The following is a 22,188-nucleotide window of genomic DNA, read 5'->3' as shown; positions in this document are numbered from 1 at the left end:
GCCCGCGATGCGCCAGGACCTAGTGGAAGAAGTGGCGGGCGCCGGTGAAGTACATGGTGATGCCGGCTTCGTTCGCCGCGGCGATCACTTCCTCATCGCGTACCGAGCCGCCGGGCTGGACTACCGCCTTGACTCCGGCGTCAATCAGGATCTGCAGGCCATCGGCGAACGGGAAGAACGCGTCCGAGGCCGCCACGGCGCCCCGGGTGCGGTTCTTGGACTCGGCGCCGTCCACGTTCTCGGCTCCGCCGGCGGCGTCGGCCCCGGATTCAACGCTCACGCCCAAGGTGTTGGCGCGTTCCACGGCCAGCTTGCAGGAGTCCACGCGGTTGACCTGTCCCATGCCGATGCCCACCGCGGCACCGTCCTTGGCCACCAGAATGGCGTTGGACTTGGCGGCGCGCACCGCGCGCCAGGCGAAGGCCAGGTCGGCCAGGGTCTGCTCGTCGGCGGCCGAGCCGGCGGCCAGCGTCCAGTTGGCCGTGTCATCACCGTCGGCTGCGATGGTGTCCGACGCCTGGATGAGCATGCCGCCGGAAATCTGGCGGAACTCGTTGGCGGCGCGGCGGTACCCCTCCGGCAGGGTCAGCAGGCGGATGTTCTTCTTGGCCGAAAGGATCTGCACGGCCTCATCTTCGAAGTCTGGGGCGATGACCACCTCGGTGAAGATGCCCTTGACGGTGTCGGCCATCGCCTTGGTGACGGTGCGGTTCGCGGCGATCACCCCGCCGAAGGCGGAGACCGGGTCGGTGGCGTGGGCCTTGGCGTGGGCGTCGGCGATCGGGTCCGCGGCGCCCGGGGTGGCCACCGCAACACCGCACGGGTTGGCGTGCTTGATGACGGCCACGGCTGGTTCGCTGAAGTCGAAGGCGGCGCGCAGGGCGGCGTCCGCGTCCACGAAGTTGTTGTAGCTCATCGGCTTGCCGTGCAACTGCTTGGCCTGGGCGATCCCGGCCGGCGCGGCGGCATCGGTGTACAGGACGGCCTGCTGATGCGGGTTTTCCCCGTAGCGCAGCACCGCTTCGCGTTCCAGGGCCACCCCGGCGTAGGCCGGCCACTGGACCTGGCCCTGTTCGTCCTCGTCCAGGAACTGGCTGGCGGTCCAGGAGGCCACGGCGGTGTCGTAGGCGGCGGTGTGGGCGTAGGCCTTGGCAGCCAGGCGCTGGCGGGTCTTCAGGTCGAAGCCCCCGGCCTTGGCGGCGTCGATGACCTGCCCGTAGAAGGAGGGGTCCACCACGATGGAGACCGCAGCGTGGTTCTTCGCGGCTGAACGCACCATGGCCGGACCGCCGATGTCGATCTGCTCGACCACGTCGTCCTGCGCGGCGCCGGAGGCGACGGTCTGCACGAACGGGTACAGGTTGACGACCACCAGGTCGATCGGGTCAATGTCCATGGAGGCCAGGGTGTCCATGTGCTTGCCCACGCGGCGGTCGGCCAGGATGCCGCCGTGGATCCGCGGGTGCAGCGTCTTCACGCGCCCGTCCAGCATTTCCGGGGAACCGGTGACCTGTTCCACCTCGGTGACGGGGATGCCGGCCGCGGCGATGCGCTGGGCCGTTGAACCGGTGGAGACCAGCTGCACCCCTGCCTCATGCAGTCCGGCGGCCAGCTCCTCCAGACCGGTCTTGTCGTAAACGGAAATCAGGGCGCGACGGATCGCTACACGGTCTAGGGCGGTCTTGCTCACGTAAATGGTCTCCCGGGCAGTGCGACATTGTGGTTGCGGCGGCACGGCGGCCGCCGCAACCATTCTAGCCCCGGGGTGCGGTCAACCTTCAGGATGTTTCGGACAGGGTCTGGTCCTGGACGATGTCGGGGAAATGTTCGCTGAGCTGTTCCGGGGTGAGGCACAGCTTCAGCAGTGTCTCGGCGTGGTCGTCGTCGGCCACGTAGGTGACCAGGTCCAGCTTGGTGCGTTCGTTCAGGGCATCACGCAACCCGATGGCCACCCTGACCATGGTGCGGTAGTAGGCGCGGATGGTTTCGCTCCAGCCCTCACGCTGGGCCTGGGTGGCCAGCGCGTCGCTCCAGATTTCGGCGGCCACCTCCTCCACCAGCCCGATGGAGGACCAGTGCCATTCGGTGGGTTCCCACTTGTCCGAATAGAATCCGTCATCGTCGTCGGCTTCCAGGTCCGCTTCCAGCGCCTGCAGCACATCGTCCAGGTCCTGGCCGTCGTGGTCCTCGTCCTCGGCCCCGTGCCCGTCGGTGGAGTCGTCCTCCGTTTCACGGTCCCCGGGTTCGACGCCGGAGTAGTCATCGGCGTCCGCCCGGTCCTCGTATTCCTCGTCCTCGTCCAGGTCTTCGCCGCGCGCCACCAGCAGTTCGCGGGTTTCGGTCAGCCGGTCGCGTTCCAGCGCCTGGATGGAGTTCAACGCCAGCAGGGGCATGTCAATGGACTCGGACTCCTCGCTGCTGACCCCGTGCAGGGCAATCGCGTAGAAGTCCTGGGTCGGGTGTTGTTCCAAAATCTCCGCCGCATGTCGAAGGGCGGACACCCGTAGCGCCTCTTCGAGAGCGGTCCAATCTACTCCCATGTCCAGAGATTACCCCGTTCGGCGGGCCACCGGTAGGCCTTGACGCACCGGGCAATCGGGCGTAGCGATGTGCCCGAAGCCACGGCAGTGTCGGTAGGCTACTACCTGTTGCCTCCGCAGCCGCATCCTCCACCGAAGGACTTTGACCGTGTCTACCATTACCCGCCCCTCCGGCGCCCGCATTGTGCAGGAGCTGCCCTTCAAGTGGTCCGTGCAGGGCTCGATCTTCATCATCGGCGGCCTGGGGTTCATGTTCGACGCCTGGGATGTGACCCTGAACGGCGCACTGATCCCGCTGGTCGCCGCCGAGTGGGGGCTGGAGCGCACCACCGCGGCGCTGCTGGGCACCTCGAACCTGGTGGGGATGGCGATCGGCGCGTTCATCTGGGGCGGGCTGGCGGACCGCTATGGGCGCAAGAAGGCGTTCTCGGCGACCCTGCTGATGTTCTCGGTCTTCACGGTGCTGGGCGCGCTGTCCCCGAACTTCGGGTTCTTTGTGGCGTTCCGCTTCCTGGCCGGTGTGGGCTTGGGCGGCTGCATCCCGGTGGACTATGCGCTGGTGGGCGAGTTCACCCCGGCCCGGCTGCGCGGCAAGGTGCTCACCGCCATGGACGGGTGGTGGCCGGTGGGTGCGGCGCTGTCCTTCTTCATCTCCGGGGCCGTGATTGCCACGACCGAGAACTGGCGGCTGATCCTGGTGGTGATGATCCTGCCGGCGCTGCTGGTCTACTTTGTGCGCCGCCAGGTGCCCGAGTCCCCGCTGTACCTGGCCTCCCGGGGCCGGGAGTCCGAGGCGCGGGCGGTGATTGACGACCTGGTGACCCGCACCGGGGCCAAGGTGCGCGAGTACCGGATCGAGATGCCGGACGCCAAGCCCACACCGTGGTGGCAGCAGGTGGTGGCGCTGTGGCGGTACTCCCCGTCACTGACCGCGACCAGCTGGCTGCTGTTCATCACCATCCTGCTGGTCTACTACCTGGCACTGACCTGGCTGCCCACCATCCTGGCCGAGGCCGGGATGGCCCAGTCCGCGGCCCTGTTCACCACCGCGGTGATGGCGTTGATGGGTCTGCTCGGAGTAGTGATCGCCGCCCTGCTCGTTGAGCGGGTGGGCCGCAAGTGGCTGCTGGGCGTTTCCGCGCCACTCTCCGGCCTGGTGCTGGTGCTGGTGGCCCAGGTGCTTCACGTGCCGGCCGCCGCCATCGGCTGGGTGCTGGTGTTCGGGATGGTGGTGCAGGTGGCGATCCCGGTGCTCTACGCCTATGTCTCGGAGCTGTACCCCACCGAGCTGCGCGCCTCGGGGTTCGGGTGGGCCTCGACCATGTCCCGGCTGGCGGCCGGGTTCGGTCCGCTGCTGTTCGCCGCACTGTGGCCGGTGGTGGGCCTAAGCGCCCTGTTCGCCGGGGCGACCGTGCTGGTGGTGCTGGCCCTGCTGGTCATGGCGCGGGTGGCCCCGGAAACCACGGGCCGCGAGCTTGACTGAACTTCCCGCCCACCTGCCGCAGCACCTGCTGCGGCTGGCCGCGGACGGCGGGGCCGAACCGGTGTGGCGCAACGAGCTGGGTGGGACGACCTTTCGGCTGGCCCCCGCAGGCCGGTGCCTATACCTGAAGTGGCAGCCGCGCCCGCCGGTTGACTGGCAAGATGCGCGGGCGGTGGATTTGGCGGCCGAGGCCCGGCGGCTGCGCTGGGCCCGGATGTATCACCCGGTTCCCCTGGTGCTCGGGCAGGGAGCCACATCCGCCGGATCCTGGCTGCTGACCCAGGCGGTTGCGGGCACCAGCGCCGTGGATGAGCGGTGGCGCACCGAGCCGCGCACCGCCGTCGTCGCGATCGCCCGGGGGTTGCGAAGGCTGCATGAGACCCTGCCGGTCGAGGACTGCCCGTTCACCGGCAGCTGGGCGCAGCCCCACGCGGCACGGCTTCTGGCACCGCGGCAGTTGGTGGTCTGCCACGGGGATCCGTGCGTGCCGAACACGTTGCTGGATTCGTCCGGCGATTTTGCCGCCCACGTGGACCTGGGGCTGCTGGGGGTGGCGGACCGCTGGTCGGACCTGGCGATTGCCAGCTACAGCATCGGCTGGGACATCAACTTCGGCCCCGGCTACGAGGAGCTCTTCTTCAGCGCCTACGGGGTGGCGCCGGATTGGGAGCGCATTGCCGCCTACCGCGCGTTGTGGGACGCGCCGGAATAGCGCGTCCGGGCTACGCCTTGTCGGCGGCCAAATCCGCCAGGGTGGCGATCAGCAGCCGGCGTTCAACCACCTTGATGCGCTCGTGCAGGGATTCCTCGGTGTCCCCGGGCAGCACCTCGACCGCCTCCTGGCGCAGGATCGGGCCGGTGTCCACCCCGGTGTCGGCGATGTGCACGGTGCAGCCGGTCACCTTCACCCCGTACGCCAGGGCGTCACGCACCCCGTGGGCGCCGGGGAAGGACGGCAGCAGTGCCGGGTGGGTGTTGATGTAGGTGCCCTCGAAGGCATTGATGAACTCCTCGTTCACAATGCGCATGAAGCCCGAGGAGATGACGTAGTCCGGGGCGTAGGACAGGCACTTTTCGGTCAGCGCATGGTTCCATTGCGCCCGCTCGGAATAGTCCTTGAAGTTCACCACGAAGGTTTCAATCCCGGCATCCGCGCAGCGTTGCACCCCCAGGGTGCCGTGCTTGTCCGCGCCGACCGCCGCAATTTCCACATTGGGCAGCTCGCCGCTGGCGATCGCGTCGATGACTGCCTGGAGATTCGAACCGGTGCCGGAAACCAAAACCACAATACGCATGGCTTCAATTCTACGGTGGCTGCGCCCGCCGCCTGGCACCGGCAAGGTGGGCGGGCGCAGCAGCGGCCCGCTAGGCGAACACCACCAGCCCGTAGACCACGAACAACGCCAGGTGGGCGGCCCCGTGCACGGCGGTGACCCGCTTCGCCCCGAACCCGGCCACGGTCATCAGCAGGGTCAGCCCAAGCAGCAGCAGGTTTGCCGGGGATTCACCGAGCACGACGCTTTGCCCGGTGAGCATGCCGATGACCAGCACGGCGGGAATCGTGACGCCCACCGTGGAGACCAGCGCGCCGTGGCACAGGTTGCTCACCCGCTGGATTTCCCCGTTCAGGGCGGCGCGCACCGAGGTGATGGATTCGGGCAGGAACACAATCATGGCAATCAGGATCCCGGACAGGGCCACCGGTGCCCCCAGCCGGCCCAGGCCGTCGTCCAGCAGGCTGGCCATGTCATGGGAGAGCAGCACGATCGGCAGCACCGTGATGACCAGCAGTCCCAGCCGCAGCAGCACTTCGGTGCGGTGGGTGGCCAGCAGCTGGCCGATCGGGGTCCGCTGCCCACCGGCCTGGCCCTCGGTTCCGCCAATCCCCAGGCGCTGGATCACCTTGGGGTCCACCTCAATGAAGTCCCCGGACTGCGCCCCCATTTGGCGGTACAGGAAGTAGGCGTACAGCACGACGGTGAGCAGAACCAGTGGGATCTCCTGCGCGGTGGTGTAGCTGCCCCCGGTGCCGATCAGCGCCGGCAGGGCGAACGCCAGGGAGGTGAGCACCACCAGCATCGCCAGGTAGGCCGAGGCACCGGTGCGGTTGGGGGCCATGGCCCCGTGCCGGGTGCCTCCCACCAGCAGGGACAGGCCGATCACCAGGTTCATGATGATCATCGACACCGCCATGACCGAGTCGCGGGCGATCGTCGAATGATCGCCCGGGCCCAGCATGACCGCGGAAATCAGGATGACTTCGATCAGCACGATGGACAGGGTCAGCACCAGCGAACCGTAGGGGTCTCCCAGCCGACGCGCGAGCTGCTCGGCCTCGTGCACCACCCCGAAGGAGCACAGCAGGATGACCGCGACGATGACTGACAGGGCCAGCACCAGCAGCCCGCCGGGCACCGGTGGGGCGAGGAACCGTCCCAGCCCGAGCAGCAGGAAGAAGGTGCCCCAGCCAAGGACGAGCCGGAGGATGGCCACCGGGGTGACGATTGATCGCAACAAGGAAGTGGAACGCAAGGGTTCAGAACCTATTCCATGGGGTCGTCCCCATGTCGAGCGAGCGGACGGGTCGTCCCGACCGGAAAAACGGCAATGTGCCTGCCTTCAGGGTAGAACAGCGGGCTGCGGGGAGCCAATCGGTGGCCCGGCACCGCGTGGTGCTGGCCATGGCCCCAGCCCACCGCCTGGGCTACCGGCCAGCAGGCGGCGCACTGGCGCTCTTGACCCAGGAGGTTGCTTGGGTGGCAGCTCAAGAGTCAGCCGGAAGACACTGGACATCCCTCGGAATGCGTCGGCCACGGCCCTAGACTGGAGCCACCATTCTTCGATTCCCAGGAGGAGCAATGGAAGGCATCGTCCCCGACGACAAGGACTGGACCGTGGTGCTGGATGAAATCTGCACCGAATGCGCCCATGACGTACGCTCGACGACACCGGAGGAAATCGTCGATGAGCTGCCGGACAAGGTGGACCGCTACCTGTTGGCCCTGCACCGTGAGCACGCCCGCGAGCGCACCGATCCCTCCCGATGGAGTGTCCAGGAATACGTGGTGCATGTGGCGGACATGCTGCGGGTGATGGTGCTGCGCTTTAATCTGATGCTGGCCGAAGACGAACCCACGTTCCCGAACTGGGACCAGGATGAGGCGGCCGAGCAGGCCCGGTACAACGAGCTGGATCCGGAGGAGGCGGCCAGCCGGCTGCGTGCCGCCTCGGCGATGTTCATGACCCGGCTGGATGGGATTTCACCGCATGAGTACTCCCGCAAGGGACTGCGTTCAAACGGCGCCGCCTTCACGGTGGCCAGCCTCGCACAATACGCATGGCACGATGTGCTGCACCACTTATGGGACATCAAGGCGTAGCGGCCGCGGTGCCCGGCCCGGCGGAAGAACCTGGCTACCCTTCGAGCACCGGGTCCGTTTCAAACAAGGGCGCAATCAGGTAGCCGATCGCCGTGCCCAACCCGACCTGCAGGGCCAGCCATCCGGCCGAGGCCCACAGGTGCGGGCCCACCTCGGTCAGCCGGCCCACCGCCAGTGAGCCGGAGGACAGCCACGCCCCGGCCAGGCTCAACACCCCGGCAACAATGCCGGTGAACACCGACAGCGCCGCGGTGGAGGTGGCCAGTGAAAGCCAGTGGTAGGGGATGCGGCGGGCGAACCAGTCCTCCAGGTGGTTCTCCCCCACCCGCAGGAAGTACCAGCCGGCTGCCACCCCGGCCAGCACCGGCAGCAGCATGAACAGCCAGAAGTTTCCATGGTCGCCGGAGGGCAGCGCAGCCAGCAGCGGAATCGAGGGCAGCGGTCCCACCGTTGTCTCCAGGGTGGACAGCGTGCTGCCGGTGCCGATGGCGAACCCGCCGCCGCTGATCCAGGACAGCACCCAGAACACGGCATTGGGGATGAACCCCAGCTGCAGCAGGGTCAGCGCAAAGGAACCCACCGCCCCGGGCCGCAGTTCCTGGTACACATTGGCCACGTCCACCCAGTGCGTGCCCACCGCCACGGAAAGCACCACGCCGCTGATGCCCACGGCCGCGACATACCCCACGAAGCCGGCCACGATCACGTGCCAGACGTAGGAGCCGGCCCAGCGCCGGTGCGGGGAGATGCTGGTCAGGTACTTGGCCGTGTCGATTCCGATCAGCCTCCCCCAGGACCCGGCTTCACGCCGGGCACCGATAAGCAGTCCGAAGAACACGATCACCAGCGGCAGCAGCGCCGCGGCCACCACATTGACCGACGCGTAGTCGTTGCTGACCAGGAACCCGGTGGCCAGGCCCACCAGCCCATAGGCGGTGAAGGCGCCCAGCAGGCCCTGCCACAGCTGGTCGGTGTAGGAGGCGCGGGCGATGCGCCGCCCGGCGCGCATGGCGAAGAACAGCGGGATCAGGCTCAAACCCAGCGGAATCAGGGTGAACCACCCGGAGACCGAGCTCGGGTCGGTTTCCGGGCCGAGGTTGTGGATTTGGATCGGCACCCCGTGCACGGCCAGCCAGATCAGTCCACCGAACTGCATGATCGCTTCGAAGGATTCCTCGCTGAAGCCCCCGCTGAAGTAGACCGCGATCAGCGGCACCAGCAGGATGGCAGCGACGAACACCACCGATTGCAGGATCTCAAATACTCCCTGCAGCATCAATGGCATCGGCCAGCCATTGCGCAGGCGCAGCATTACTGCCTTCATGGGTTTCTTTTCGCGGCTCATTAAAAAACAATGTTGCCACCATTGGCGTCGTGCTTTGCTCTGCGACGCGCAATGATGGCAACTGCTGGGGTAGTGCTGAGGTTGACCTGCTCAGTAGCTGGCCGGGGCGTCCGTCGGTCGTTCCTCGCCAAAGGAGGCGGCCAGCGCCTCGCTGGCGCGGGCCAACAGCGCCACGTCGGCCCCGACCCCCACATAGTGGGCCCCGGCGTCGATATAGCGCTGGGCGGTGGACTTGTCGAACGCGTTGACGCCCACGAACTTGCCGGCAGCAAGTCCCGCGTTGATCGACGTGGTGACGGCCTGGACTACGTCCGGGTGGCCCTGCTGGCCGATGACCCCCATGGAGGCGGCCAGGTCCGAGGGCCCGATGAAGATCCCGTCAACACCTTCGGTGCCCACGATCTGTTCCACGTTCTCGACCGCTTCGGCGGATTCGATCTGCACCATCAGCGTCAGGGTTTCCGAGGCACGCTGCAGATAGCCGTCGATGCGGTTCCAGCGGGCCGAGCGGGCCAGCGCCGAACCCACCCCGCGCACCCCGTGCGGAGGGTAATGGCAGGCGGCCACCGCGTTGCGCGCGTCCTCGGCGGTGTGCACCATGGGAATGATCAGTGACTGGACGCCCAGGTCCAGGTACTGCTTGATCAAAACGGCGTCGTTGAACGGCGGACGGACCACCGGAACCACCGGGTAGCTGCGCACCGCCTGCAACTGGGCCAGGATGCTGGACAGGTCGTTGGGTGAATGCTCCGCGTCAATGAACAGCCAGTCAAAGCCGGCTCCGGCGCAGATCTCGGCGTTCAGCGCCGACCCGGAGCACACCCAGATGCCCAGCAACGCCCGGTCCGCGCCGTGCAGCGCGTCCTTGAAGGAGGGATCGGGTTCTACTCGAAATGGCATGTCACGGTTCCCAACGGTCCGTAGTCGGCGAAGACGGTGTCGCCCTGGTACACCCACATCGGGCGGGTGAAGGAGCCGGCGAGGATGATCTCCCCGGCCTGCAGCTTGTCGCCGTGCGGGGCGATCTTGTTGGCCAGCCAGTACACGCCGGCGGCCGGGTGGTTCAGTACGCCGGCTGCGACGCCGGTCTCCTCCACGGTCTGGTTCTTGAACAGGATGCCCGAAACCCACCGCAGGTCCAGGGTGTCCACCTTGACCGGGTTCCCGCCGATCACCATGGCACCCATCGCGGCGTTGTCGCTGATGGTGTCCACAATGGTGCGGCCTTCCATCTCAATGCGCGAGTCGAGGATTTCCAGTGCCGGGATCACGTATTCGGTGGCCTGCAGCACGTCAAAAATGTTCGCATTCGGACCTTCGATGTCCTTGTTCAGCTTGAAGGCCAGTTCCATTTCAATGCGCGGGTGGGTGTAGTCCTCCCACTGCACCGTGCAGCCAGAGTTCAGCACCATGTCATCGAAGATGATCCCGTAATCCGGCTCGGAGATGCCGGTGGCCATCTGCATGGCACGGGAGGTCAACCCGATCTTGCGTCCGGCCAGCACCCGTCCGTTGGCTTCCGAGCGCTGACGCCACAGGTTCTGGACCCGGTAGGAATCCTCCACGGTCATTTCCGGGTAGCGGGCCGTGAGCCGCGGCACCGGGGTGCGCGTGGCACCGGCCTGGACCAGCTCATCGGCGATTGCCGTGATCGTTTCCTCGGATAGCATCGACGGATCAACCTTTCACATTCGATTCGTTGCCCTTACGAGCCGGATCACTTCACGGCTCGTAAGGGGAATGCTATCGAGGATGTCGACGCTTTGGCACATCGTACTTAGATTCCCGGCCCGCCAGGGCGGGCCGGGAAAGCCGATGTTCCTTTAGGAGTTGATGCCCGAACGAACCTGTTCCAGCAGCTGTTCGAAGGGCAGCGACGTCATCTCGTCACGGGACGAGGCGTTCTCGCTGACCCGGGGCGCAATCGAGCGGGTATCTCCCAGATCCAGGTCCGCGCTCAGCCCCTTGCTGCCGGCCAGGGTGGCCACCACTTCGCGGGCCACGCGCTGTTCGCGTTCGGCCAGCGTTCCCGACCCCTGGTCCGCACCCCAGTCCTCCGAGGAGGCGAAGACGGTGGTGGGCAGGATATGGGTGCGCAGATAGGAGAAGATCGGGCGCATCGCGTAGTCGATGGCCAGCTGGTGGCGGGCGCTGCCGGCGGTCGCGGCCAGCACGACCGGCTTGCCTTCCAGCGACTTCGGGTCCAGCACATCAATGAAGGACTTGAACAGGCCCGAGACCGAGGCGGTGAAAACCGGGGAGACGGCGATCAGCACGTCGGCGCCCACCACCGAGTCGATGGCCTGCTGCAGTCGGGGCGGGGCGAAGCCGGTGAGCAGGTTGTTGGTGATGTCCGTGGCGAAGTCGCGCAACTCGATGACGTTTATATCACCCTGCACGCCGGTGACAGCCAGTTCGCGGGCAACGGCGTCCGCCAGCTGGCGGCCCAGCAGTCCGGAGCTGGAGGGGGTGCCCAGTCCCCCGGAAATCACAACAATCGATTCGCTCATCTCATACCCTCCCGTAGTTCATGCGTTTGCATACAAAACATCCTCGTCTGCAAAAACATTCCCGTGGAGTCCAGGGGATGCCCCTCATGCGGTCGCCGTCCGTTCACGGTTTCATCATTGTGACGGTCGCCATGATATTGATACAGTTTGGGGCATGACTACTGAGCAGCAGGGCACCAACCAGCGCGACATTGAACCGGGAGTGCACACCGACTTCCACAACACAATGTCCTACGGCAGCTACTTGGATCTGGAACGGATCCTCTCCGCCCAGCATCCGGTGAGCCAGCCCCAGCATCATGACGAGATGCTGTTCATCATCCAGCATCAAACCAGCGAACTGTGGCTGAAGCTGATGCTGCACGAGCTGATGGAGGCCCGGCGCCTACTGACCCAGGACGAGATCGGCAAGGCGCTGAAGTGCCTGGCCCGCGTGAAGCACATCCAAAAGACCCTCACCGAGCAGTGGTCGGTACTCGCTACCCTGACTCCGCGTGAATACGCCCAGTTCCGCGGGTTCCTTGGCTCCTCCTCCGGCTTCCAGTCCTTCCAGTACCGTGCGGTGGAGTTCATCCTGGGAAATAAGCACGCGGGAATGCTCAAGGTGCATGAGGCCGACCCCAAGGCGCACCAGTTGCTGGAGCAGCTGCTGCATGAGCCCACGCTCTACGATGTGTTCCTGGCCGCGCTCTCGCGCAAGGGGTACGCCATTCCGGCAGAAGTCCTGCACCGCGACGTGACCAAGGCCTGGGAATTCCAGCAAGGGTTGATCCCGGTCTTCAAGGACATTTATGAGTCCGAGGACACCTTGTGGAGCCTCTATCAGGCCTGCGAGGACCTGGTGGACGTGGAGGACAACTTCCAGGCTTGGCGCTTCCGCCATATGCGGGTCGTGCAGCGCACCATCGGCTTCAAGACCGGAACCGGTGGATCATCCGGGGTTGGCTTCCTGAAGCGGGCCCTGGACCTGACCTTCTTCCCCGAGCTCTTCGCGGTGCGCACCGAAATTGGCGCCAGCTAACGCACTGGCCGCGTTCACGCTGGACGACTTTGAATCCCGCAGCGGCAGCGCGACCTCCATCATCCGCACCATCGCCGGCCTGTACCTGCGCCATCACGAGGCCCCGATAGCTCGCGCCACCGTGCTGGAGCTGGCAGTTGCCGCCGGCGTAAGCCAACCGGCGGCCCAAACCGCCCTGTCTCGACTGGTGGACCGGGGGCTGCTGGGCACCAGCGGTGACGGGGCCATCCACGTCACCGCTGGTGCCCAAGCCATGTTTGCCCGCGGCAACCGGCGCATCTTCACCCCGCGGCAGATGAGCGCCCATGATGGGTGGACCCTCGTGACCTACTCCGTGCCCGAATCCCTGCGCCCCCTGCGTCACCAACTGCGCAAGCACTTCGGCCAGCTCGGCGGCGGACAGGTATCGGCCGGGGTATGGATCTTTCCCGAATACCTGCACGATGAGGTCTCGGCCGTGGTTCAGGCCCTGCAAGCCAGGAACCACGTCACGGTGTTCCGCGCCCACACGCCCGACTTTCCCGGCTCAGCGCGCACTGCCGCCGAACAGTGGTGGGACCTGGAGCGGCTGTCACGGCGGCACGAGGACTTCCTGCAGACCGTCTCGACGGTGGACCAGGACCGTAAGCTCACCGACGCCCTGGCCTACCGCCACTATGTCCGGCTCATCGATGCCTGGCGCGCCATTCCCTACCTGGATCCCGGGCTGCCGGCCTACATGTTGCCGGGGACCTGGCCGGGCAGCACCAGCCGGGAGCGATTCCTGAAGTTATCGCGGCGCTTTGCCAACAGCGCCGACGACTATGCCAGGGGGCTCATCATTCAGACCTCCGAAGGTTCCCGGGTGTCCCACACCGGTTCGTCCGCGCCGTAGACCGGTGGAGGCCCGGGATAGTCAACGGTGCGGTGCCTCCTATTAAAAGGAGGTGGCACGTAGGTCAGGGTTCCATACGGGCTCGGCATCGACCGCAGTGGCGCGTCCGGCAGCCGCTCAGCCTTAACCTGCGGCACCGGGGTGTCAATGAGTTCCCGGGCGGTGCGTGCCAGCGCGAAATGGGCCACCCCGCACTGTCCGCTGCGAGTGCGTTCCGTAAGCAGGGCGATGGCCGCTGCCGCCATGCCGTACCCGGTGGCGTAGTCCAGAGCCTGCACGGGCAGGGCGCCGGGCGCACCACCCGGCGCTCGATAAAGTTCTGCAATCCCGGTGGCAGCCTGAACGATGCTGTCAAAACCGCGTCGCCCGAACCAGGGGTTCGCATCTCCCCAGGCATCGAGGGTCACGAGTACCAAGTGCGGGAATCGCTCCCGTAGGCCCTGAACGGATAGCCCATGGCGCTCCAGGGCCCCTGGGCGGTAGCCGAGCAGGACAGCGTCCGCCTTGGTTAAAAGGTCCTCCAGCTGCCTTCGTCCCGCGCGGCTGCCAGCATCCACCGTGGCGCTTCGCTTCCCGAAGCCGGTCTCGATGTGCTGTCCGATGATTTCAGGCAGCTGAGGCGGGTCAATCCGCAAGACACTGGCCCCAAACACGGCTAGCGTGCGGGCAGCCGTAGGGCCAGCCAGGACCCGGGTGAAATCCAGTACGCGAAGGCCGCGCAGAGGGGCATCGCCGGTGGGCGCGGGCTGCCATGATCGCGTTGGGCGCCCAGACGCCATATCGAACTCGACCCAGTCCGGCGTGCTCGGACTGCCGCGCTTGATCATGGCATTCCACTCGTTGCGTGTTCTTACGGTGGCGGCCACTCCCCCGGCATTCACAATTTTTTGCTCGGCCTCTAGCGTCGTCAGTTCCCGCAGAGACTGCTCCACATTGCCATCCGTCCCCAGCCCCAACCCGCGCAGCAGGGCCTGCTCGTGGTGCGGGTAGTTGGCATGCGTCCTGATCCATCCCTCGGCGCAGCGAAAAAACCCGGAATGAGGCGCAAAACCCGGGATGGGCTGGGAATCGACACGAAGCAGCCCGAAGGAGTTGAAGGCCTGCGCCACCCGGTGCGCAGGCGTCGTCAGCCGGTGCGCGCCAGCGCCACAGCACTCAAGGGCCTGCACGCATAATTGGACCGCAGCCAGGGCCAGCCCCTCCACATCCAGGGGCCCGGCCCACCAACGGCGCGGGCCCGGCGGCGCGCTGTGCACGTCAGAAGGCAGCAAACCATGCGCAAGAAACGGTGCATTCAAAGGCGGCAACGCCGCACCAGCGGAACCGGGGACCAATTGAGTGCTGCGCGACATGGAACCATCATGCCCAGGTCGGACAGCAGGTGCACAGTGTTCGCGTGGACTTGCCGTGAACCACCAGCACGGGTATTACGTTGCGCCATAGGGAAAGCTCCGGCAACGCGTGGCTTCGATGGTGTCTAGCCGACTTGCTTCAAAAGGTGACTCTTGCCTCTGCTCGTGTCTTCAGTGGGCAGCGCGCGGATGAGTGCTGTGTTGCCTGTGGGGAACATCGACGGCGTGGCGTGCGCCATGCAGTGGTTGGGCAGTCAGTCAATTCACGCTCGAAGGCATTCTCCGCTCTGCCTACCGTTAAGGTGCGCACCTCTTTAACGTGTTCAGCCCCGGACATTGCCGCATGCGGCAGTGTACGGGGCTGAAGACCAGGTAGGTGATTACTTGGTCGGCACGTTCAGGGTCTGACCCACGAAGATCAGGTCCGGGTTGGACAGCTTGTCGCTGTTCACCGAGAACAGCGAACGCCAGTCGTCCAGACCCAGGTCCTGGGCGATCTTGAACAGGGTGTCGCCAGCCTTGACGGTGTAGTTCTTGCCCGAGTCGGTGGCTTTCACGTTGTATACCGGAGCCTTGGCAACCGGTGCGACGTGCTTGCCGGACTGAGTCTTCACTGCGGTGCGCTCCACCGACTTCAGGGTGGTCTGCTTCTTCGGGGCAGCCTTCTGAGTGGTGTACTTCTTGGCAGTGGTCTTCTGGGTGCTCTGCTGCGGAGCAGCCTTCTTGGTCTGAGCCTTCGGGGTGCCGGTCGGCTTCCCGCTCAGACCCAGCTTGGCCGAGCATGCGGGCCATGCGCCCCAGCCCTGGCCCTGCTGGACCTTGGTGGCAACGCGGATCTGCTCAGCCTTCGAAGCGTTGGCTGCCGAGCCCTTGCCGCCGTAGGCCTTCCAGGTGGAATCCGAGAACTGCAGGCCACCGTAGTAGCCGTTACCGGTGTTGGTCGACCAGTTACCGCTCGATTCGCACTGAGCCAGGGCGTCCCAGGTGCTGGCTGCGGAGGCCGGAACTGCTGCTACGGCCATGGCGCCACCTGCAACGGCGACTGCTGCCAGAGCGGCGGTGCCGCGACGGATGGTCTTCTTGCTCTTCTGCTGGATCATGGTTCTCCAGTGCTCTTCCCACGCGTAGGCTGTCCAAGCCATCCTGGCGCTGCGCCCAGCGTCGCATTTCGACATTACTGAAACGCCTACCGAATGGGCACACGGAAGTTCCGGCGGCGTTTTGCTTTTTCCCATAACACTGCGAGTGTTATCGAAACGTTATCCATGACGATAGCCCACACCCTGACCCCCTTGGCAACTCAGGTTCCTTCCAGAATCGGCGTTTGTTGCAGTCAACCCCATTAAAAAATTTTCAAAAAAAGTTCTTCGAGACACCCCGGAGCACCGAATTTTGGAACCAAAACGTTATTTGGATGGAAGCGAATTTGGGGTGATGCATGCTACAAAATGTGGTATTGGCTGTTCCCTTGCTGGGAGGCTGCCGCACGCTCCCTGCGAGCTCAATGAGGCAACGGAGGGCGATCCGGCAGAGCCTTTGAACCATCCAGAACCCACTAGATAACCGACCCGATCAGCTTCTCAAATCGCATTCGTCATCCGGTAGCCATGACCGCTCTGAGCAGGGCGCTTCCGAGCAGTTTGGGTAGGGTGGAACTGATCAGGGTGCCCGTTGCCCTTGCTGCGCCAAACGAGCCGAGAGGACATCCATGACCAGTAGTGCCAGCCCACGCAAGGCACCGGAAGTCCTGCAGGCATTTTCCCGGGCGGTGCGGGAGTTCTTCCGCAACAATGGGTTGGACTCGGCGGCATCCCTTTCATACTTCATGGTGCTGGCGCTCTTTCCCGGGGTCCTGGCCCTGGTTTCTCTACTCGCACTGGTCGGTGCCAGCCAGGGAGCGACCGAGGCGATCCTGGAGATCCTGCACCAGGCGCTGAACCCGCAGGGCCATGAGCACCTGGGCGACGACGCCCAACAGGTCATGGACATGGCCGAGCAGCTGCTGACCGGCCTGGCGGCCGAAACCTCGGGCACCAGCCTCACCATTTTCCTGGGCATCGCCGGCGCCCTGTGGAGTACCTCCGGCTACGTCAACGCCTTCAGCCGCGCCATGAACCGCCTGTACAAGGTGCAAGAAGGCCGTCCCCAGTGGAAACGCCGCCCCCAGATGCTGGGCATCACCATCCTGATCATGATTGTCATGGTGGTCTCCTTCGCACTGTTGGTCACCTCCGGGCCAGTCGCCCGCGGCATAGGCAACGTGGTGGGGCTGGGAGACCAATTCGCCACCGTACTGAACTGGCTCAAACCACCGACCATGTTTGTCATGGCGCTGTTGGTCCTGGCACTGCTGTACTACTTCACCCCGAACGTGAAGCGCCCCTTTAAATGGTTCTCCACCGGCACCATCAGCGCCCTGGTGGTGCTGGGGTTGTCGGTGGGCGGCTTTTCCTTCTATATCGCCAACTTTGCTTCCTATTCGGCCACCTACGGCGCCATTGGCGGTGTGATCATCCTGGTCGTGGCCTGCTGGATCATCAACATTGCCCTGCTGATGGGCGCGGTCGTGGACGTCGAGTTCTCCCGCCTGTCGCAGTTGCGCAAGGGGGTGGCCGCCGATGAAGAACTGCAGTACCCGGTGCGCGACGACACGCTCTTTGCCCGCCGGGAACTGAGCAACTTCCGCGACCTGGTCCACGCCCAGCAGATTCGGATCCAGCACGGCGGGGACCCCTTGGAGAGCGCGGACGGTTCCATGCTTCCGCAGCACAAGTCGCACCATCGGCTGATTTTCGCGGCCGGGGCAGCCACCGCCGCCTGGCTGGGAATGCGGCATCTCATCAGGAAGCACGAGGCCTCCGCCGATCCGGCCGCCTCCTCAGATCAGCAGGATGAGACTGCGCACCGCTAGCCACAGTCCGCTCCCGGCAAGCGTCAGGATCACCAGCAGCCAGATCCCCGAGAACGTTCCGGTGGACGCCCCGATCAGATAGGCGTCGGATTGGCGCACATCCTGCCGGCGCCAGGTGTGCACGGCCAACAGCTTCAGACAGTCCCGGGCCCCGGCGACCAGCAGGAACCCGGCCAAGAGCAGGGCCACATAGACGAACATGTCCACCGGCGCGAAGAACACGATGCCCAACGCCAGCGCCGCGCTGGCTACGCACACCAGCAGGGCCGCGAGGTTGCGCACGAAAACCAGGGCCAGGCAGAAGAGGATCGCGTAGGCCCCCAGGGCCAGTCCGGGGTAGCCGGCCGCCGTTGCGGCCAGCAGTCCCGCCGAACACCACAGCGGAGCCGGGTAGCCGGCAACGCCCGAGATGATCACCGAGGCCTTGCCGCGTCCCCGGCTGACCACCTCCCCGGAGTGGTCCCAGCCCAGGCGCAGCCCGGTGACAAAGCGGCCGGTGAATAGCGCTAGCACCACGTGCCCGAGCTCGTGAAGCAGCGTGGAGTACATCCCGGTCAGCCGCCAGGCGGGTCGCGGCAACACCAGCAGCGCCACCAGTGCGCCCAGCAACACCCATTGCCAAGGGCTGAGCTGCAGTTCATGCTGCAGGCTTAGCCGCTGCCACATCGCGTTGAGCGTTTCTCCCACACCGCACCTTTCAGCTTTTGATTGGCGCGTCGGGCGGCGCGCCTGCAGTCGAGCTTACGCAACACCGGGCCCGTCGCCCGGATTTCCGTCCTCCCGTGCCGGGTCTCGCGTTACCGGCCCGTGCGGCGAGCGCCCGGGAACCGGAGGGGCTCGGCATAGGATGGCATCAGTACCAACCACCCCGACGCAAGGAGCACCCATGTCGCGTATCGTCTCAACCGCTTTGGCCGTCGGCGGCCTGACCGGAGGGTTCGCCACCGCCCGCAGCACCCGCAACCGCGCCCTGGGCGGAGCCGTGCTGGCGGCCGCCGGCACCGGCGCGTTCCTGATCTGGAAGAAGGATGCCGGCACCGCACGGGCCGTGACCCTGACCGCCGCCTACCTGGGGGCGTTCGGCGGTTCGCATCCGCTGGCCAAGAACATGGGCCCGTGGACCGCGGTCAACACCGTCAGTGCGGCAGTGGCCGCCGCCTCGCTGATCTTCGGCGGGCGCCGGGCCAAGTAGCAGGGGGCCAGTGCCCGAACGCAGGATCCGGCACACCGCAAACGTCGGGGACCGGTGCTAGGTTGACAGGGTAACTTCCAGGTCAACGAAAGGCACCTGTCCCCGTGTTCTTCCTCCAGGACCGTTTCATCTACTCGGCCAGCGACCTGGCCATCGCCGTAAGGTGCGAGTACCAGTCGCTGTACCTGCTGGACATCAAGCTGGGGCTGCGTCCGAAGCCGCACTTTGCCCCCGATGAGATGCTCGAACGCAGCGCGGAGCTCGGCGACGTGCACGAACGGCGGATCCTGGCCGAGCTGGAGGAGAAGTACGGGCCCTACGATGCGGCGGCCCACCGGGGCGTGAAGTCCTTCCCGGATCGTCCGGTGATGACCCATGAGGGATTGTTGGCCGCCCACGAACAGACCCTCGAAGTGTTGCGCAACGGCGCGGACGTGGTCTACCAGGCCACCTTCTATGACGGTTCCTTTGTGGGGTTCGCCGATTTCCTGGTCCGCCAACCCGACGGGTCCTGGGCGGTGTGGGACACCAAACTGGCCCGGCACGCCCGGGTTAGCGCGTTGCTGCAGCTCGGAGCCTACGCCGACCAGCTGCAGACCGAGGGCATCCCGCTCAGCCCGCAGGCAACCCTGGTGCTGGGCGACGGCACCCATTCGGTGCACCGGATCACCGAAATCCTGCCGGTGTTCCGGGCCCAACGGCGCAAATTCCTGGCCTTGACCGAACGTCACCGCCAGTCCGGGAACCCGGTGCTCTGGGATTCGGATGCCATCAAGGTGTGTGGGCGCTGCGATTTCTGTGCCGAGCAGGTCAGCGCCACCGGGGATGTGCTGCAGGTGGCGAACATGTCCATGACCCAGCGGGCCAAGCTGCGCCGTCGCGGAATTCACAGCATCCATCAGCTGGCCGAGGTGGAGGCGGCCCCCGGCACCGCGCTGGGCCGCTACGTCGACCAGGCCCGCATGCAGCTGGGGTTGGCCGAACCCGACGGGCAGGTTGGCGCGGTGTCCTACCGGATCAAGGAAACACAGACCATCAACCGGCTGCCGGCGCCTGATCCCGGAGACATCTTCTTCGACTTCGAGGGCGATCCCATGTACCAGGAGCCCGCCGACGGCAGCTGGGGACTGGAGTACCTGTTCGGGGTAGTGGAAAACGACACCGGCACCCCGGTGTTTCGCCCCTTCTGGGCGCACAACCGCGGCGAGGAGCGCACCGCGTTCCTGCAGTTCATCGACTACGTCACCGCTCGGCGTGAACGCTTCCCCCACATGCGCATTTACCATTACGCCCCGTATGAGAAGTCGGCGCTGCGCAACCTGTCCCAGGTGCACGTGACCGGGGAGGAAGCCATCGACCAGTGGCTGCGCGAGGGGCTGCTGGTGGACCTGTATGAAACGGTACGCAACTCACTGGTGCTCTCCACGCGTTCCTACTCCATCAAGAAGCTTGAACCGCTCTACATGGGCGAGCACCTGCGCTCCGGGGACGTGGTGGATGCCGGGGCCTCGGTGGTCGCGTATGCACACTACATGCAGGCCCGGGATGCCGGGCGCGAGGCCGAGGCCCGTCAGGTGCTTGAGTCCATCGCCGACTACAACGAGTATGACTGCCTGTCCACCCTGCGGCTGCGCGACTGGCTGCTCGGGCTGGTTCCTGCCAGCCCGGTCCAGGCCCCCGCGCCACTGGCCCAGGAGCAGCTGCCGGACTCGACGGCGGAACCCACCGCAGAGGAGGAGCGGCTGCAGCGCTACATCGCCGGGCTGCCGGCTGGGCAGGCGTTGAGCGCGGATGACCGGGCAATTGCCATGGTGGCCGCAGCCACCGGTTACCACCGCCGGGAACGCAAGCAGTTCTGGTGGGAGCACTTCGACCGGCTCGCCGCGCCCATGGAGGACTGGTCCGATACGCGGGGCGTATTCACCGTCGATTCGGTACAGGTGCTGCAGGACTGGCACAAGCCAACCCCGCGTTCACGCACCCTGGCGCGGCACTCCAAGGTCTACGGGACCTTGGCCGAGGGGTCCCTGGTTTCCGAAGGCACCGGCTTCTTCGCCATGTTCGGCGATCCACTGCCCGAGGGCATGGAGGTTGATGAGTCCGTGCGCGGCGGTGCGTTCAACGCCACCGTGCTGGAGGTCGGCGAGGACCACCTGGTGATCCAGGAAAAGTCCACCACCCGGGTCCCCGAATATGGGGCGGTGCCGGTCGCGTTGACCCCTGACCAGCCGCTGCGCACCGCCAGCATTGAACAGGCCCTGGCGCAGGTCGCGAACCAGGTCGGCGCCATGGTCCCGGCGCTGCCGGACACCGCCGGGCTGGACATCCTGCGCCGCCGCCCTCCGCGGCTGAAGAGCTACACTACTCCCCCGCCGCCGGAGGTCGTTGACGGTTCGGCCCAGGTCTATCCGGCCGTGGTGGCCGCGCTATTGGACCTGGACAACTCCTACCTGGCGGTGCAGGGCCCTCCGGGGACCGGCAAGACCTTCGTGGCCTCCCACGTGATCCGCGAGCTGGTGGAGCACGGCTGGAAGATCGGGGTCGTTGCCCAGTCCCACGCGGTCATCGAAAACGTGCTGAACAAGGCGGTGCAGGCAGGGGTTCCGGCGGACCAGGTGGGCAAGAAGCCCAACCACGGCAAGGAGGTTCCCTGGCAGCATACCGGGGCCAACGCCGTCGCCGAACTGCTTGAGCAGGAGGGCGGCTGCCTGGTCGGCGGGACCGCCTGGACCATGACCGGCAAGCAGGTGGCGCCCGGGGCCCTGGACCTGCTGGTGATCGACGAAGCCGGACAGTATTCGCTGGCGAACACGCTGGCGGTGTCCGCGGCGGCCCGCAACCTGCTGCTGCTCGGGGATCCGCAGCAGCTGCCGCAGGTCACGCAGGGCTCCCACCCGCAGCCGGTGGACATTTCGGCGCTGGGCTGGCTTTCGGACGGGCACCCCATCCTGCCCGCCGAGCTGGGCTACTTCCTGGACGCCTCGTGGCGCATGCACCCACAGCTGTGTGAGAAGGTGTCCCGGCTCAGCTACGACGGACAGCTGCAGGCGGCCCCGGCCGCCGGGCAACGGCACCTGACCGGGGCCTGTGCCGGGGTGGAAACCCGTTTCGTTGAGCACCGCGGCAACACCACCAGCAGCGTGGAGGAGGCCCACGAGATCCTGCGGCTGGTGGATGAGCATCTGGGGCTGGAATGGGCCGACGGCCCGCAATCGGCGCCGCGGCCCCTGGAACAGCACGACATCCTGGTGGTGGCCGCCTACAACGCGCAGGTGAACCTGTTGCAGCAGTTGCTGCAGGACAACGGCTACGCCGATGTCCGGGTGGGCACCGTAGACAAGTTCCAGGGCCAGGAGGCCCCGGTGGTGTTGGTCTCCATGGCGTGTTCCAGCGCCGAGGACGCGGCCCGCGGCATCGACTTTCTGCTCAACCGCAACCGGATCAACGTCGCGATCTCCCGCGGCCAATGGCGGGCGGTGATTGTGCGTTCCCCGCGGCTGACCGACTACCTGCCAACCTCGATTCCCAACCTCTCCCAGCTCGGTGCGTTCTTGAGCCTCTAGCACCATAGATCCTCAGC

Annotated in this window: 19 protein-coding genes; 8 read left to right on the top strand and 11 right to left on the bottom strand. The window is 66.0% G+C overall.

Going from position 1 to position 22,188, the window contains the following annotated elements:
• Positions 1-19: 19 nt before the first annotated feature.
• Together purH and FDN03_RS01700 are read right to left on the bottom strand one after the other, a co-directional pair.
• Positions 20-1,690 carry a bifunctional phosphoribosylaminoimidazolecarboxamide formyltransferase/IMP cyclohydrolase gene (gene purH / locus FDN03_RS01705; RefSeq protein ID WP_249354192.1) on the bottom strand — a complete coding sequence of 557 codons (1,671 nt, stop codon included), beginning with the start codon at positions 1,688-1,690 and terminating at the stop codon, positions 20-22.
• Positions 1,691-1,778: 88 nt separating this feature from the next.
• Positions 1,779-2,540 (bottom strand): hypothetical protein, encoded by a 762-nt coding sequence (locus FDN03_RS01700; protein ID WP_138173492.1) that lies wholly within the window; start codon positions 2,538-2,540, stop codon positions 1,779-1,781.
• A gap of 148 nt (positions 2,541-2,688) precedes the next feature.
• On the opposite strand from FDN03_RS01700, the gene FDN03_RS01695 reads away from it, so the two are divergent.
• Together FDN03_RS01695 and FDN03_RS01690 are read left to right on the top strand one after the other, a co-directional pair.
• On the top strand, positions 2,689-4,023 hold the full coding sequence (locus tag FDN03_RS01695) for an MFS transporter (RefSeq protein WP_138173490.1): 1,335 nt from the start codon (positions 2,689-2,691) through the stop codon (positions 4,021-4,023).
• Entirely contained in the window at positions 4,016-4,735 is a 720-nt protein-coding gene (locus tag FDN03_RS01690; RefSeq protein ID WP_138173488.1) for an aminoglycoside 3'-phosphotransferase, read from the top strand. Before FDN03_RS01695 ends, FDN03_RS01690 begins: the two co-directional genes overlap by 8 nt.
• Before the next feature lie 10 nt (positions 4,736-4,745).
• Here the strand turns inward: FDN03_RS01690 and purN are convergent, their stop codons facing one another.
• The gene (gene purN / locus FDN03_RS01685) at positions 4,746-5,318 is read right to left on the bottom strand and encodes a phosphoribosylglycinamide formyltransferase (protein ID WP_138173486.1); all 573 of its coding nucleotides are present in this window, start codon (positions 5,316-5,318) and stop codon (positions 4,746-4,748) included.
• 70 nt (positions 5,319-5,388) lie between these two features.
• The gene (locus FDN03_RS01680; protein WP_249354189.1) at positions 5,389-6,537 is read right to left on the bottom strand and encodes a calcium:proton antiporter; all 1,149 of its coding nucleotides are present in this window, start codon (positions 6,535-6,537) and stop codon (positions 5,389-5,391) included.
• A 344-nt stretch (positions 6,538-6,881) separates the two neighbouring features.
• On the opposite strand from FDN03_RS01680, the gene FDN03_RS01675 reads away from it, so the two are divergent.
• Entirely contained in the window at positions 6,882-7,403 is a 522-nt protein-coding gene (locus FDN03_RS01675) for a DinB family protein (protein ID WP_054820988.1), read from the top strand.
• 34 nt (positions 7,404-7,437) lie between these two features.
• On the opposite strand, the gene FDN03_RS01670 is transcribed toward FDN03_RS01675, so the two are convergent.
• The 4 genes from FDN03_RS01670 to FDN03_RS01655 form a co-directional block, all read right to left on the bottom strand.
• Entirely contained in the window at positions 7,438-8,727 is a 1,290-nt protein-coding gene (locus tag FDN03_RS01670) for a DUF6350 family protein (RefSeq protein WP_138173637.1), read from the bottom strand.
• A 111-nt stretch (positions 8,728-8,838) separates the two neighbouring features.
• Positions 8,839-9,648, bottom strand: coding sequence for an aldolase/citrate lyase family protein (locus tag FDN03_RS01665; protein WP_138173482.1), 810 nt, complete (start codon positions 9,646-9,648; stop codon positions 8,839-8,841).
• Positions 9,633-10,418: a 2-oxo-hept-4-ene-1,7-dioate hydratase gene (gene hpaH / locus FDN03_RS01660; RefSeq protein WP_138173480.1), complete on the bottom strand. Its 786-nt coding sequence runs from the start codon at positions 10,416-10,418 to the stop codon at positions 9,633-9,635. The genes FDN03_RS01665 and hpaH overlap by 16 nt, the downstream gene beginning before the upstream one ends.
• Before the next feature lie 153 nt (positions 10,419-10,571).
• The gene (locus FDN03_RS01655; protein ID WP_138173478.1) at positions 10,572-11,258 is read right to left on the bottom strand and encodes a CE1759 family FMN reductase; all 687 of its coding nucleotides are present in this window, start codon (positions 11,256-11,258) and stop codon (positions 10,572-10,574) included.
• Between the two features lie 154 nt (positions 11,259-11,412).
• Here FDN03_RS01655 and kynA point away from each other — a divergent pair, with 154 nt between their 5' ends.
• Together kynA and FDN03_RS01645 are read left to right on the top strand one after the other, a co-directional pair.
• Positions 11,413-12,279, top strand: coding sequence for a tryptophan 2,3-dioxygenase (gene kynA, locus FDN03_RS01650; RefSeq protein WP_054820982.1), 867 nt, complete (start codon positions 11,413-11,415; stop codon positions 12,277-12,279).
• A complete protein-coding gene (locus FDN03_RS01645) occupies positions 12,266-13,153 on the top strand; it encodes a PaaX family transcriptional regulator C-terminal domain-containing protein (protein ID WP_138173476.1) in 888 nt (295 codons plus the stop codon). The genes kynA and FDN03_RS01645 overlap by 14 nt, the downstream gene beginning before the upstream one ends.
• Here the strand turns inward: FDN03_RS01645 and FDN03_RS01640 are convergent.
• Together FDN03_RS01640 and FDN03_RS01635 are read right to left on the bottom strand one after the other, a co-directional pair.
• Complete coding sequence (locus FDN03_RS01640) at positions 13,102-14,505, bottom strand: CoA transferase (RefSeq protein ID WP_138173474.1); 1,404 nt, start codon at positions 14,503-14,505, stop codon at positions 13,102-13,104. The two genes, FDN03_RS01645 and FDN03_RS01640, sit on opposite strands and share 52 nt — an antisense overlap.
• Before the next feature lie 380 nt (positions 14,506-14,885).
• A complete protein-coding gene (locus FDN03_RS01635) occupies positions 14,886-15,605 on the bottom strand; it encodes a transglycosylase family protein (RefSeq protein ID WP_138173472.1) in 720 nt (239 codons plus the stop codon).
• Positions 15,606-16,213: 608 nt separating this feature from the next.
• On the opposite strand from FDN03_RS01635, the gene FDN03_RS01630 reads away from it, so the two are divergent.
• Positions 16,214-17,416: a YihY/virulence factor BrkB family protein gene (locus FDN03_RS01630; protein WP_138173470.1), complete on the top strand. Its 1,203-nt coding sequence runs from the start codon at positions 16,214-16,216 to the stop codon at positions 17,414-17,416.
• Here FDN03_RS01630 and FDN03_RS01625 read toward each other — a convergent pair.
• Positions 17,384-18,103 (bottom strand): M50 family metallopeptidase, encoded by a 720-nt coding sequence (locus tag FDN03_RS01625; RefSeq protein WP_138173468.1) that lies wholly within the window; start codon positions 18,101-18,103, stop codon positions 17,384-17,386. The two genes, FDN03_RS01630 and FDN03_RS01625, sit on opposite strands and share 33 nt — an antisense overlap.
• Before the next feature lie 199 nt (positions 18,104-18,302).
• On the opposite strand from FDN03_RS01625, the gene FDN03_RS01620 reads away from it, so the two are divergent.
• Both FDN03_RS01620 and FDN03_RS01615 read left to right on the top strand, forming a co-directional pair.
• Entirely contained in the window at positions 18,303-18,608 is a 306-nt protein-coding gene (locus tag FDN03_RS01620) for a hypothetical protein (protein ID WP_138173466.1), read from the top strand.
• A 104-nt stretch (positions 18,609-18,712) separates the two neighbouring features.
• Positions 18,713-22,171 (top strand): bifunctional RecB family nuclease/DEAD/DEAH box helicase, encoded by a 3,459-nt coding sequence (locus FDN03_RS01615; protein ID WP_138173464.1) that lies wholly within the window; start codon positions 18,713-18,715, stop codon positions 22,169-22,171.
• The last annotated feature ends 17 nt before the right edge of the window (positions 22,172-22,188 follow it).

It is taken from the genome of Glutamicibacter sp. V16R2B1 (genome assembly GCF_005774635.1).
GTDB lineage: Bacteria > Actinomycetota > Actinomycetes > Actinomycetales > Micrococcaceae > Glutamicibacter > Glutamicibacter creatinolyticus.
Note: the sequence above shows the minus strand (reverse complement) of the source record. Positions and strands in the feature narration are given on the sequence as shown.